Raw genomic sequence first — 13,124 nt, forward strand, 5'->3', positions numbered from 1 at the left:
GATCGCGCGCTGGGCTCGCCGGGGCGCCCCCTCACCCGCCCTTGCCCAGATGCTCCAGCGCGTCCTCGGCCCGCAGCGGCACCCGGGAGGCTTCGTTGTTGAGGTCGACCAGTTGCTCCAGAAGCCCCATCAGCGCCTTGCGATCGGCGGGCTTGAGCGGCTCCAGCATGCGCGCCTGGGCGCGCTCGACGGCGGGGATGATCTCGCGCAGGATCGCCGCGCCCGACTTGGTCAGATAGAGCAGCTTGATCCGCTTGTCCTCAGGCGCCGGCTTGCGTTCGATATAATCCTTGGCCTGGAGACGCTCGATCACGCTGCCGAGCGTGGAGCGGTCGAAGGCGATCACCGCTGACAGCCGGGTCGCGTCGATGCCGGGATGGGTGTGGATCGCGATCAGCGCGGCATATTGCACCGGCGTGAGGTCGAACGCCTTGCACTCCTCCATGAAGATCGAGACCGCGATCTGCTGCATGCGCCGGAACAGATAGCCCGGTGCGTCATAGACCGCGTCGATCGTGATCGGAGTGGAAGGCTTACTCGGCATCGGGCTGCTTCTCCGGCGCGGCATTGGCGAAGGCCGGCAGCGCCTTGGCCGCGGCCTCGGCATTCAGCAGGCGCGGATAGGCCGAGACGTCGACGCCGAAGCGGCGCGCGTTCGCGAGCTGCGGCACCAGACAGAGGTCGGCCAGCGTCGGCGCATCGCCGAAGCAGAACGGCCCCGCTTCGCCCTTGATCAGCGTTTCGCAGGCCGACAGGCCCTCGCGGTTGACCCAGGCGGCCCAGTCCTGGACCTTCTCCTCGGCGAGGCCGAGCTCGCGCAGTCGCGCCAGCACTTTCAGGTTCTGCACCGGATGGGTATCGCAAGCGATCGCCAGCGCGAACGCCCGCACCTTGGCGCGGCGCAGCGGATCCTTGGGCAGCAGCGGCGGATTGGGATGGGTTTCGTCCAGCCATTCGATGATCGCGACCGATTGGGTCAGCACTGCGCCTGCATCGTCCTCCAGCGCGGGCACTAACCCTTGCGGGTTTATGGCAAGATAAGCGGGCGCGCATTGCTCGCCCTTGCGCAAATGATGCGGCAGGTGCTCGGCACCGAGGCCCTTGAGGTTCAGCGCTATCCGCACGCGGTAGGCGGCACTGGAGCGGAAATAGCCGTGCAGCTTCATCGGAACCCTCCCTCATATTTTCTGTCATTCCGGGGCGGCTCGAAGAGCCGAACCCGGAATCTCGAGATTCCGGGTTCGATGCTTTGCATCGCCCCGGAATGACGACCTATCAGAGACGTTCAAGATTGACGCTACAAAGATTGTCAGTATGCTGTCAATCTCAACGAGAACGACGACGGGAGCCGCGCCATGGAAGCCGTGACCAAGACGCCGGAACGCGAGGCGTTTTACAAGAAGATCGACGGCGAAAATCTCACCGCGCTGTGGACGGTGATGAGCGACCTGATCACGCCGGAGCCGAAGAGCGCCTGCCGGCCGCACTTGTGGAAGTTCGACGTCATCCGCGATTACATGACCGAGGCCGGCAAGCTGATTACGGCCAAGGAAGCCGAGCGGCGCGTGCTGGTGCTGGAGAACCCCGGCCTGCGCGGGCAGTCCAAGATCACGACCTCGCTCTATGCCGGCGTGCAGATGGTGGTGCCCGGCGACGTCGCGCCCGCGCACCGCCACAGCCAGTCGGCGCTGCGCTTCGTGCTCGAAGGCAAGGGCGCGCACACGGCGGTCGACGGCGAGCGCACCGCGATGGAGCGAGGGGACTTCATCATCACGCCGTCGATGACCTGGCACGATCATTCCAACGAGACCGATCAGCCGATGTTCTGGCTCGACGGCCTCGACATCCCCCTGGTCCAGTTCTTCGATTGCTCCTTCGCGGAAGGCTCCAAGGAGGACCAGCAGAAGATCACCAAGCCGGCCGGCGACAGTTTTGCGCGCTACGGCCATAACCTGCTGCCGGTCGACGTGAAGCGGAGCTCGAAGACCTCGCCGATCTTCAGCTATCCCTATGCCTATACCCGCGACGCGCTGGAGAAGGCCAGGACGAGCCAGGAATGGGACGCCTGCCACGGGCTGAAGCTGAAGTTCAGCAACCCCGAGACCGGCGATTTCGCCATGCCAACCATCGGCACCTTCATCCAGCTGCTGCCGAAGGGTTTTAAGACCGCGCGCTATCGTTCGACCGATGCCACCGTGTTCTGCCCGATCGAAGGCAAGGGTCGCAGCCGCATCGGCGATGCCGTGTTCGAATGGGGCCCGCGCGATCTGTTCGTGGTGCCGAGCTGGCACTGGGTCACCCACGAGGCGGAGGAGGACGCCGTGCTGTTCAGCTTCTCGGATCGGCCGGTGCAGCAGAAGCTGGATCTGTTCCGCGAGGATCGCGGGAACGCGTGAGGCGCGCCAGTGTCGTAGGGTGGGCAAAGGCGCACTTGCGCCGTGCCCACGTCTTCTAAATCGTGGGCACGCTTCGCTTTGCCCACCCTACAGCAGCGGTGAACTTGGCTACCGCCAGTGCAAGAGCCGCGTCTCCAGCCAGCCGATCACCTTGCCTACCGCCAGCCCAAACACCGACAGGATCACCACGCCCGCGAGCAGCTGATCCGTCTGCATCAGATTGCCGGCCTGCAGCACAAAGGCGCCAATGCCGTATTGCGCGCCGATCATCTCGGCACTGACGACGAGCAGCAGTGCGACCGACGCAGTGATGCGGAAGCCGGCGAGGATCGCGGGCAGCGCGCCGGGCCAGATCACCTTGCGCACGATGGTGGCGAAGGGGACGTTGAAGCTCTGCGCCATGCGGATGAGATTGCGCGGCACCGCATCGACGCCGCTATAGACCGAGATCGCGGTCGAGAAGAACACACCGAGCGCAATGGTCGCGATCTTCGGCTCTTCGCCGATCCCGAGCCAGAGGATCAAGAGCGGCAGCAGCGCGATCTTCGGGATCGGGAACAGCGCCGAGATGAAGGTGATGCCGACGCTGCGCGCCAGCCGCGACAGGCCGATGGCGAAGCCGACGGCAACGCCGGCCGCGGTCCCGAGTACCCAGCCGACACCGATACGCAAGAGCGAAGCGGACAGGTGCTGCCAGAGCGCGCCCGAGATCGCGAGCTGGTAGATCGCCCGGGCGATCGCAGATGGCGTCGGCAGGAACAGCGCATTGACGAGGCCGGCGCTGCCGGCGGCCTGCCAGATCGCGATGACCAGGGCGAGCGCGATCCAGCCGCCGAAGCGGCTCGAGGCGGGCACGAAGCCGGCGCCGCGAAAGCGGACGCGCCGGGTCGTCTCGTCTTGCGCCGGTGCGCGATCAAGCATGCTGGACCTCGCGCTCGGCATCGATCGCCTCGTTGCGGATCAGCGACCAGATCTGGTTCTGCAGCGCCAGCAGCTTTTCACGCGCCGCCGCCTCGCCGCGCGCGGCGCGCGTCATCGGCACGGTCACGACCTCGCGAATGCGCCCCGGCCGGCGCGACAGCACCACGATGCGATCGGCGAGCCGAGCGGCCTCCTCGAGATTGTGGGTGACATAGACCGCGCCCATGCCGCCATCGGCAAGCAGGCGGACGAAGTCTTCCATCAGCAGCTCGCGCGTCTGCGAATCCAGCGCCGACAGCGGCTCGTCCATCAGCAGGATCGCAGGCTTGACCGCAAGCGCGCGCGAAATGCCGACGCGCTGGCGCATGCCGCCGGAGAGCTGCTTTGGATAGGTCTGGCGAAAGTCGGTCAGGCCCGTGCGGCGCAAGGCGTCGTCGACCAGCGCGCGGCGCGGCGCAGCCGAAAGCTGGGTATGCAGCAGCGGGAATTCGACATTCTCCTCCACCGTCGCCCAGGGCAGCAGCGCAAAATCCTGGAACACGAAGGTCAGCGGATTGAGACTGTCCGCGGGCGGCGCGCCACGCAGCTCGGGCGCGCCCGAGGTCGGCTGCAGCAGGCCACCCAGTATGGACAGCAGCGTGCTCTTGCCGCAACCGGAGGGTCCCACGATCGCCACCACCTCGCCCGCGCTGACGGTGAAGGAGACGTCGTCGAGCACGGCGAGATCGCCGAAGCGATGGGTGATGTGGCTGGCGATCAGGTCCATTCTGTCTCGTCTATCCTGTTCTCCGTCGTTCCGGGATGATCCGAAGGATCAGACCCGGAACCTCGAGATTCTCAGGTGCGCAAGTGCGCACCATAGTTCGATGCTTCGCATCGCCCCGGAATGACGGACACATCAGTCCGCCTTCACATAATCCTTGGCGATGATCGCATCCGCATCAAAGCCCTTGTCGGCAAAACCCTGCTCCTGCAGCCATTTGATCTGGTTGTCGACGTTCTTCACGTCGAGCTTGCCGTCGGGATCGATATAGGCGCAGTTGCCGACCACCTGCTCGACCGGCAGGTTGGTGTATTTGGCGATGATCTCCAGCAGCGGTTTTGTCTGCTCGTTGATCGGGGCGACGCCGTCCTTCATCGCGGCGAGGATGACGTCGTGATATTCGCGGTCGGCTTTTGCGAGCACGCCGATGAATTTCGTCACCAGCGCCTTGTTGGTCAGCGTCTTCGGCGAGGCGAACACTGCGCCGAGCTGCCACGGCGTCTCGTCGCCGACCCAACCCAGAAACTTCGCGCCGCCCTCGTCCATCAACTTTCGCGCGGTGGAGATGGGGAGAAGCGCGGCATCGACGGTCTCGCCCTTCAGCGCAGCTGCTGCATTCGACAGCGATTGCAGCGGCACGATCTTCACGTCCGCGAGCTTGAAGCCATATTTGTCGGCGAGCAGGCCGAGCGAATAGTGAAAGCTTGATCCGACCTGCGTCATCGCCACGCGCTTGCCCGCGAGGTCCTTCGGCGTTTTCAGACCGGCAGCATAGGCATTGTTGCTGGCGAAATAGCCGATCAGGGGATAGCCTGCTTTCTCGCGGCTCATGCCGCCGATCACCTTCAGCGTGCCCTTGCCGGCGAGATTGTAGAGACCGGCGGTGAAGGCGGTGACGCCGAAATCGACGTCGCCCGAGGTGGTGGCGACCGCGATCGGCTGCGCCGCATCGAAGAACTTCAGCTCGACGTCGAGACCGGCCTCGCGAAAATAGCCCTTGTCCTGCGCGATGAAGACCGGCGCGGAAGAGGACAGGCGGAGCACGCCGACCTTGGCCTTCAGCGCGTCCTCGGCCCGCGCCGTGCCCATCGCCATGATCGCCAACAGGCCGGCAGCTGCGAGCCGTGCAATTCCGATCATCCCGTTTCCTCTCGTGTTGTCTTGCAGTCCGTTACAGGCCCTCGGGCACCACCTGATCCCGCCCGATGAAGGCGCCCTGTTGTTTCAACGTTTCCTGCAATTTTTCAATGGGGATTTCGCGTGGAATGCGGTTTCCGGAGAGCGCCAGCGCGGCGGCGGAACCAGCCGCCTCGCCCATCACGAAACAGGCACCGGAGACCCGCGCCGCCGACTGGCCCTCATGGGTCATCGAGGCGCAGCGGCCGGCGACCAGCAGATTGTCGACGCCCTCGGGCACCAGCATCCGGTAGGGCAGCTCGTTGTAGCCGCGGGATTCCGGGATCGGCGGGAAGGTGAAGACGACATCGCCGGGAACATGGGCCTCGATCGGCCAGCCGTTGACGCCGATGGAATCCTCAAACGAGGCGCAGCCGAGCACATCCTCGCCGCTGAGCTGGTAGCCGCCTTTGATGCGACGGGTCTCGCGGATGCCGAGCTGCGGCGGCAAATCGACGATGTAGGATTTTTCAAAGCCCGGCACGGTGCTACGCAGGAATTCGAACGCCGCGAGCGCCTGCTTGCGGCCCTCGATCTCGCCGCGGGTGAGATCGTCGGGCTCGATGCCGTTGATGGCGTGGCCGTCCTCGCGTGCGACTTGCGTAAAATTCACCCGCCACTCGATGCCGGATTTTTGCGGCCGCACGATCGCGCTCTTGCGCGGGAATGTGTGGGTGCCGGCGGCAAGCGCCTTTTCCATCAATTGCGGAATGGTGCGCCAGGCCTCGCCCGCCTTGTCTGGATCGATGCCGTTGAGACGCAGCATCATCGACGGATAAAGCGGGTGACCGTGCTCGTCGCCGATCTCGAACGGCGCGCCGGCCCACACGGCGAGATCGCCGTCGCCGGAGCAGTCGATGAAGATTTCCGCGCGCACGGCCTGCCGGCCGGCCTTGGTCTCGACCAGCAACGCGTCGATGCGGCTGTTATCGCCCATCACCACGCCGGCGCCGAGCGCATGGAAGAGGATGTGCACCCCGTGGCTCGCGAGCAGTTGATCGGCCGCGATCTTGTAGGCCGCGGTGTCATAAGCCTGGGCAAACACCTTGCCGAGGATCAGATGCGGCGTGTTGAGGCCGTTGAGCAGGTCGATGCGCGCCAGCAGCTCGGACGCCATGCCCTGCACCAGCCGGTGCGCCTTGCCGTAGACATTGCCGTGCAGGCCGCAGAAATTGGTGACGCCGGCCGCCGTGCCCATGCCTCCGAGAAAGCCGTAGCGCTCGATCAGCAGCGTCTTCCGCCCGGCGCGCGCCGCGGAGGCCGCCGCCACGATGCCGGCCGGACCGCCGCCGAGCACGACGACTTCATATTCGCCGTAGAGCGGCACTTTGCGCGCTGGTTCTTCGATCGTCGTGGCCCGCATGGCGCGTCCCTTCCCAAAATTTCTTGCTTGCGGACGACTATGAATTAGCGCGCAGCGGGCTACAATCCACCAAAATATGCAATCAGCTTTCTCGAATCGCGAAAGGTGGACATGGACATCCTGGTGAACCTTCAAGCGTTTCTCGCCACTGCCGATGCGGCCGGATTCTCCGCCGCCGCACGAAAACTCAACGTCTCGACCTCGGTGGTGGCAAAACGCGTCACGCAACTGGAGGCGCGGATCGGCACGCCGCTGTTTCACCGCTCGACCCGGCAATTGCGTCTCACCGAAGCCGGTCAGCGCTACGTGCATCGCGCGCGCGGCGTCGTCACCGATGCCACCGACCTGCTTTCGCGCATGGGCGAGAAGGGACACGATCTCGTCGATCACCTCCGCATCAAGGCGCCGACCTCGCTGACGGTGGCGCGCCTCGCCGACGCCTTCAGCGCGTTCCAGACCCAGAACCCGCGATTAAAACTCGAGATCGTGCTGATCGATCGCCCGGTCGATCCCGTGACGGAAGGTTTTGACATCGCCATCGGTGCCTTCCCTCATTCCTTCGGCGGCGTGGTCGACGAGCCCTTGTGTCTATTGAAGCGGCTGCTCTGCGCCTCGCCCGCTTACTTGAAGAAGCACGGCACGCCAAAGCATCCGCGCGACCTCGTCGAGCATCGCTGTCTCAGCTTCCTGCCGACCGGCCCGGAATGGATTTTCGACGGACCGCGCGGTCGCATCAGCATCCAGGTCAGCCCATTGCTGTCCTCCAACGAGGGACACGTGCTGGCGCGGAGCGCGATTGCCGGCAACGGCATCGCGCTGATGTCGCATTATCTCGTCGCGGATGCCTTGCATGATGGCAGGCTGAAGCCGGTGCTGCGCGACTTTCCGATTCCGGATTTGTGGGTGAAGGCCGCGATTCCCGAGCGGCGGCGCAACGCGGCCGCGGTGCAGGCGCTGCTGACCCTGCTGAAAACGTCACTGGCGCCGTCGCTGTGAGCCGCCTCTGGCGTCACAACATGGCGGTTGCTCTTGCATTGCGGACCTGACAGAAGTGCCGCATGGATTCGACGCTTTTGAAGTTCGCCCTGCCCTCCCTGGTCGTTCTCGCGATCTCCACCACCGCCGCCGCAGCCCTGGAGCAAAACTGCCGCTTCATCCAGGCCAAGCCCGATCGCGAGGCCTGTTACAAGCGGCAGGAGGACGAGCTCGCGGCCAAGCGCAAGCCGGCCGCGCCGGCCGCCGAGAGCACGACGTTCGAAACACTGCGCCAGATGCGGCAGGACGACGACGCCGTCTATCGCAGCATCAACAACATCTGCCGCGGCTGCTGAGCCTCAGCTTTTCCCGCCGCCCCAATTCCCCGCCCGCTTCTCCGCGAATGACGCCAAGCCCTCCGCGGCCTCCGCGCTCTGGCGCTTGAGCGAATGCAGCTGCACGAGCCGCTTGTAGGCGGCATCGTCCACCGCCATGCCGCCGAACGAGCTCTCCAGCGCGAGCCGCTTGGTCTCGGCCATCGCCTCCGGCCCGTTGGCGAGCAATTGCTCCACCACCTTGGCTCCAGCAGATTCGAGATCGGCGAGCGGCACCAACTCGTGGACGAGGCCGATGCGGCGGGCGTCCTCGGCGCCGAAGCGCTCGCCGGTCAGCGCGTAGCGGCGGACTTGCCGGACACCGATGGCGTCGCAAAGCTGCGGGATGATGATCGCGGCGGTCAGGCCCCAGCGGACCTCGGTGATGGAGAACAGGGCGTTGTCCGCGGCGATCACGACGTCGCAGGCCGCGATCACGCCGGTGCCGCCGCCGAAGCAGCCGCCCTGCACCAAGGCGACCGTCGGGATCGGCAAGGTGTTGAGCCGTTGCACGGCTTCGAAGGTCGCACGCGAGGCCGCCTCGTTGGTCTCAGGCGATTGCGGCCGCACGCCGTTGATCCATTTGAGGTCGGCGCCGGCCTGGAAATGCTTGCCGTTGCCCCTGAGAACGACGACCCGCAGGTTCGGCTTCTTGGCCAGATCGTCCATGGCCGCCAGCACACCCGAGATCAACGCGCCATCATAGGCGTTGTTGACCTCCGGCCGGTTCAACGTGACGGTCGCAACCCCACGCTCATCAAGGGTCCATAGGACGGGGCTGGCAGTCATCGGCGATCCTCCGGTTGTTTGCCACGCACTATGGCCGAGGCAACGCATCCCGATCCATATCTTTCCGGCGTAGGGCAGCCGCGTCCATCGCATGGCGGCTTGTGTCATGCTGCCGCCTGATGGCACCACGGGATCAGGGACGGGATCAACATGCGCATCTGCATTTTCGGCGCGGGCGCCGTCGGCAGCCACATCGCGGTACGGCTTGCACGCGCCGGCCATGAGGTTTCATGCGTGATGCGCGGCGCGCATCTGGAGGCAGTGCGCGCAAACGGCCTCAAGCTGCGGGTCGGCGATTCCGAGGTTTCCGCCAAGGTGAACGCGTCAGGCGACCCGGCCCAGCTCGGCCCGCAGGACGTCGTGATCTCCACGCTGAAGGCGACCGCGCTGACGGGACTGGTCTCCAGCATCAAGCCGTTGCTGCAGGACGACACCGCGATCGTGTTCGCGCAGAACGGCATTCCCTGGTGGTACGGCATCGGCCTGCCGCCGCGGCACCCGACGCCACCCGACATTTCGTTCCTCGATCCCGGCGGACGCCTGCGCGCCTGCATCCCGAAGGAGCGGATCATCGGCGGCGTCATCTTCTCCTCCAACGAGGTCGCTGCGCCCGGCGTCGTGCATAACCTCACCCCGGACCGCAACCGCCTCCTGATCGGCGAATGCGACGATCGCAATTGCGAGCGGATCACGAAGCTCCGCAACGTCCTCAACGACGCGCGGCTGGAATCGCCGCCGGTGGCCGAGATCCGCGAGGCGATCTGGTCAAAGCTGCTGACCAACATGTCGCTGTCGGTGCTGTGCCTGCTCACCGGCCAGACCGCCCGCGGGGTGCGCGACGACCCCGCCTTCGCCGAGGTCATCCCGCGCATGCTGAACGAGGCCAACGACATCGCCCAGCACTTCATCCCCGAGGTCAAGCGCGTCACGCGCAGCGGCCCCGCCCCCAACCACAAGCCGTCGCTGCTGCAGGATTACGAGCTCGGCCGCGCCATGGAGATCGACGTGCTGGTGAGGGCGCCTGCCGCCTTCGCGCGCACTGCCGGCCTGTCGACGCCGACGCTCGACCTGATCGCCGCGCTGGCAATCCAGAAGGCGCGCGACAAGGGGCTTTATTCGGCGTGAACGTCAGCCGATTTCGTCGATCCAGGCCGCGAGCGCGTCCAGCACTTCCGTGAGCGCCTCTTCATTCGTCCGGCCGGACTTTTTCAGCACCGCAAACGAGTGATCGCCGCCTTCGACCTCATGCAGCGTCGCCTTCGCCCCGAGCTTCTCGACGACAGGCCTGAGGTAGCTCAGGTCGGCAAGCCCATCGCGCGTTCCTTGCAGGAACAGCATGGGGACAGTGATACCGGCGAGGTGATCGGCGCGCTCTGACGACGGCTTCTTGTCGGCGTGCAGGGGGAAGCCGAGGAAGGCGAGGCCTTTGACGCCAGGCAGTGGAGCCTTGGACTGCGCCTGCGAGGTCATGCGCCCGCCGAACGATTTACCGCCGGCAACGAGCTTCACGCCGGGGCAGAGCCGCGCGGCCTCCGCGACCGCCGCGCGGATGGCCGCGTGCGCCACCGCCGGCTGGTCCGGGCGCCCGTGTTTCTTTTCCATGTAGAGAAAATTGAAGCGGAACGTCGCAATGCCGCGCTCACCAAGGCCCGCCGCGACCTTCTCCATGAAGGAATGCCGCATGTCCGCACCCGCGCCATGCGCGAGGACGTAACAGGCGCGCGCTTGGGCCGGCTGCGTCAGGATCGCCGAGACCGTGCCGGTGCGTTCGATGTCGAGCTTGAGCTCTTGAGTTTTGGTCGCCACAATCAGACATCCCGACAGACGCTGTTACGGCCGCCTTGGTAGCGTCACCGGCGCAGCCTGAAAACACAATAATTGCCGCGGCCGGCTGGCCTACCAAGCCGGAACTGCACATCAACCGAGGTAACCATGTCCTACCGCTCCTCCTGGATGACCGAAGAGCTCGACGTCTTCCGCGACCAGTTCCGGAAATATCTCGCCAAGGACCTGGCCCCGCATGCCGAGAAATGGCGCGAGCAGAAGATGGTCGACCGCTTCGCCTGGCGCGGCCTCGGCGAGATGGGCGCACTGCTGGCGAGCGTGCCGGAGGAATACGGCGGCCTGGGTGCGACCTTCGCCTATGATGCCGCCGTGCTCGACGATCTCGAGAGCACCGTGCCGGAGCTCACGACCGGCGTTTCGGTGCACAGCACCATCGTCGCGCACTACATCCTCAATTACGGCTCGGAGGAGCAGAAGAAGCGCTGGCTGCCGAAGATGGCGAGCGGAGAGATGGTCGGCGCCATCGCCATGACCGAGCCCGGCACCGGCTCGGACCTGCAAGCCGTCAAGACCACGGCGAAGAAGCAGGGCAATTCCTATGTCATCAACGGCCAGAAGACCTTCATCACCAATGGCCAGGCCGCCGATCTCGTCATCGTGGTCGCGCGCACGGGCGAGGCCGGCGCCAAGGGCATCTCGCTGATCGTGGTCGAGACCGCGGGCGCGGATGGCTACAAGCGCGGGCGCAACCTCGACAAGATCGGCCTGCACGCCTCCGACACGTCGGAGCTGTTCTTCGACAACGTCACCGTGCCGCCGGAAAACCTGCTCGGCAAGGAGGAGGGCCAGGGCTTTGTCCAGCTGATGCAGCAATTGCCGCAGGAGCGTCTCGCGCTCGCGGTCGGCGCCGTCGCCGCGATGGAGCGCGCCGTCAAGCTCACCACCGAATACACCAAGGAGCGCAAGGCGTTCGGCAAGCCGCTGATGGACTTCCAGAACACCGCCTTCACGCTCGCCGAGCGCAAGACCGAGGCGATGATCGCCCGCGTCTTCGTCGACTGGTGCATAGAGCGGCTGGTCGCGAAAGATCTCGACACCGTGACGGCGTCGATGGCGAAATACTGGTGCTCGGACAAGCAGGTCCAGACCGCCGACGAATGCCTCCAGCTGTTCGGCGGCTATGGCTACATGCAGGAATATCCGATCTCGCGCATCTTCATCGATTCCCGCATCCAGAAGATCTATGGCGGCACCAACGAGATCATGAAGCTCTTGATCGCGAGGTCGTTGTAGCTCTGCGCTCTTGCTTCCGGCAAAAGACGCTTGAGGCAACACGGCCTCCATAAGAATTAGCTGTCGTCCCGGCCTAGTGCGCAATTGCGCACGGGGGCCGGGACCCATAACCACAGGGAGGGGTTTGGCGAAGGTCAGCAGTTCGGTACTCCCACCTTTCGCAATCGGTAGATCACGCGGTATGGGTCCCGGCCTCCGCCGGGACGACAAGTCCGTTTTACGCGCTCTCCCTCATCGCATACGCCAGTCCCGTGGGCGGCAACCAAAACGCTGCTTGAAGCGCCGCGTGAAGTGAGAGAGGTCCGAGAAGCCCCAGTCGAACGCGATGGCGCCGATCGCCCGATCCGCCATCGCGGGATCCCTGAGATTCCTGGCCGCGCCGTCGAGCCGATGCTCGATCACATAATCGGTGAAGCTGGAGCCCGATCGCGCCAGCAGCTTATGCACGTAGCGCTCGCTGATGCCCACGGCGGCGGCGACATCGGCAACCGCAAGGCCTGGCTCGCGGAGCCGCCGGTGAATGGCGCGCTTCAGCGCCAGCGTGGTCGCATCCGTGAGGCTCTCCGATTCCGCAGCACCCGCCCGGCTGTGCCGCGACAGGCTGACGGCGACAAGCTCGATCAGCGCCCGGAACAGCCGCACGCCCTCGTCCTCGGTCATGCGCAGCGCCCCGTTGCTCAGCGTGCGCGCCGTCTCCACGATGAGGTGGCCGACGCAGGGATCGTCCGAGACGCGGCAAGCGGTGACGTCGAACGACGCCGGCAATCGTTCGCGCAACGCGACTGCTGGCACCCAGAACGAAGCGACCTGCAATTGCGGACCACGATCGTGCAGGAGGGCGAACTGGCGGTCGCTGTCGAAGATTCCGACCTGCCCGGGCGAAAGGCTGATCTCATGGCCGTCCTGCTGAATGCGGCAGCGGCCGGCCAGCTTCAGGTTGAGGTAGAAGCAGCTGCGGTCGGACGCCGCGATGTCGGCGGCGGAGCGGCGTACCACATGCTCGGGAAAGCTGACGCGGTTGATCGCGGCATCGCCGAGACGGACGTGCTCGACGCTGGCGGGAAAGCCGGCCGCGGCCGCCGGCTCCGGCGTCAGATTCATGAAGGCCTGGCAGATCGCCTCGCGGTAATAGGCGAATTGCTCGTTCGGTCGCAGGCCCGCGGTATTCCAGGCCGATTGGCGTGACGGAACGGCGCGCTCGATCTGCTGCATCGGTTCACTCCGAGACCAATCCGATTCACTTCCAGCCAAGCAACAAATCCGTCGCCGGTCCACATTTGCCGCGCGGC

Annotated in this window: 14 protein-coding genes; 5 read left to right on the forward strand and 9 right to left on the reverse strand. The window is 65.4% G+C overall.

Annotation, left to right across the window (positions count from 1 at the left end):
- Positions 1-31: 31 nt before the first annotated feature.
- Complete coding sequence (locus XH79_RS12235; RefSeq protein WP_212345651.1) at positions 32-544, reverse strand: MarR family winged helix-turn-helix transcriptional regulator; 513 nt, start codon at positions 542-544, stop codon at positions 32-34.
- A complete protein-coding gene (gene maiA, locus XH79_RS12240; RefSeq protein ID WP_271581827.1) occupies positions 534-1,166 on the reverse strand; it encodes a maleylacetoacetate isomerase in 633 nt (210 codons plus the stop codon). Before maiA ends, XH79_RS12235 begins: the two co-directional genes overlap by 11 nt.
- 189 nt (positions 1,167-1,355) lie before the next feature.
- Between maiA and gtdA the strand changes: the two genes are divergently transcribed.
- Positions 1,356-2,396: a gentisate 1,2-dioxygenase gene (gene gtdA / locus XH79_RS12245; protein ID WP_212345655.1), complete on the forward strand. Its 1,041-nt coding sequence runs from the start codon at positions 1,356-1,358 to the stop codon at positions 2,394-2,396.
- A gap of 108 nt (positions 2,397-2,504) precedes the next feature.
- Here gtdA and XH79_RS12250 read toward each other — a convergent pair whose 3' ends face one another.
- From XH79_RS12250 to XH79_RS12265, 4 genes are all read right to left on the reverse strand, one after another.
- Positions 2,505-3,317: an ABC transporter permease gene (locus XH79_RS12250; protein ID WP_271581828.1), complete on the reverse strand. Its 813-nt coding sequence runs from the start codon at positions 3,315-3,317 to the stop codon at positions 2,505-2,507.
- Positions 3,310-4,083, reverse strand: coding sequence for an ABC transporter ATP-binding protein (locus tag XH79_RS12255; RefSeq protein WP_271581829.1), 774 nt, complete (start codon positions 4,081-4,083; stop codon positions 3,310-3,312). Before XH79_RS12255 ends, XH79_RS12250 begins: the two co-directional genes overlap by 8 nt.
- A gap of 132 nt (positions 4,084-4,215) precedes the next feature.
- Complete coding sequence (locus XH79_RS12260) at positions 4,216-5,220, reverse strand: ABC transporter substrate-binding protein (protein WP_271581830.1); 1,005 nt, start codon at positions 5,218-5,220, stop codon at positions 4,216-4,218.
- Positions 5,221-5,251: 31 nt separating this feature from the next.
- Positions 5,252-6,619: an FAD-dependent oxidoreductase gene (locus tag XH79_RS12265; RefSeq protein ID WP_271581831.1), complete on the reverse strand. Its 1,368-nt coding sequence runs from the start codon at positions 6,617-6,619 to the stop codon at positions 5,252-5,254.
- Between the two features lie 111 nt (positions 6,620-6,730).
- On the opposite strand from XH79_RS12265, the gene XH79_RS12270 reads away from it, so the two are divergent.
- Both XH79_RS12270 and XH79_RS12275 read left to right on the forward strand, forming a co-directional pair.
- Positions 6,731-7,615, forward strand: coding sequence for a LysR family transcriptional regulator (locus tag XH79_RS12270; protein ID WP_212345664.1), 885 nt, complete (start codon positions 6,731-6,733; stop codon positions 7,613-7,615).
- Positions 7,616-7,677: 62 nt separating this feature from the next.
- Positions 7,678-7,950 (forward strand): hypothetical protein, encoded by a 273-nt coding sequence (locus XH79_RS12275; RefSeq protein ID WP_271581832.1) that lies wholly within the window; start codon positions 7,678-7,680, stop codon positions 7,948-7,950.
- Between the two features lie 3 nt (positions 7,951-7,953).
- Here XH79_RS12275 and XH79_RS12280 read toward each other — a convergent pair whose 3' ends face one another.
- On the reverse strand, positions 7,954-8,757 hold the full coding sequence (locus XH79_RS12280) for an enoyl-CoA hydratase-related protein (protein ID WP_271581833.1): 804 nt from the start codon (positions 8,755-8,757) through the stop codon (positions 7,954-7,956).
- Positions 8,758-8,907: 150 nt separating this feature from the next.
- Between XH79_RS12280 and XH79_RS12285 the strand changes: the two genes are divergently transcribed.
- Positions 8,908-9,882, forward strand: coding sequence for a ketopantoate reductase family protein (locus XH79_RS12285; protein ID WP_212345671.1), 975 nt, complete (start codon positions 8,908-8,910; stop codon positions 9,880-9,882).
- 3 nt (positions 9,883-9,885) lie between these two features.
- On the opposite strand, the gene XH79_RS12290 is transcribed toward XH79_RS12285, so the two are convergent.
- Positions 9,886-10,563: an alpha/beta hydrolase family protein gene (locus XH79_RS12290; RefSeq protein WP_271581834.1), complete on the reverse strand. Its 678-nt coding sequence runs from the start codon at positions 10,561-10,563 to the stop codon at positions 9,886-9,888.
- A gap of 126 nt (positions 10,564-10,689) precedes the next feature.
- On the opposite strand from XH79_RS12290, the gene XH79_RS12295 reads away from it, so the two are divergent.
- The gene (locus XH79_RS12295) at positions 10,690-11,835 is read left to right on the forward strand and encodes an acyl-CoA dehydrogenase family protein (RefSeq protein ID WP_271581835.1); all 1,146 of its coding nucleotides are present in this window, start codon (positions 10,690-10,692) and stop codon (positions 11,833-11,835) included.
- 231 nt (positions 11,836-12,066) lie between these two features.
- Here the strand turns inward: XH79_RS12295 and XH79_RS12300 are convergent, their stop codons facing one another.
- Positions 12,067-13,047: a helix-turn-helix domain-containing protein gene (locus tag XH79_RS12300; RefSeq protein ID WP_271581836.1), complete on the reverse strand. Its 981-nt coding sequence runs from the start codon at positions 13,045-13,047 to the stop codon at positions 12,067-12,069.
- Positions 13,048-13,124 lie beyond the last annotated feature (77 nt).

The organism is Bradyrhizobium sp. CCBAU 45389 (assembly GCF_028128625.1).
Classification (GTDB): domain Bacteria; phylum Pseudomonadota; class Alphaproteobacteria; order Rhizobiales; family Xanthobacteraceae; genus Bradyrhizobium; species Bradyrhizobium liaoningense_B.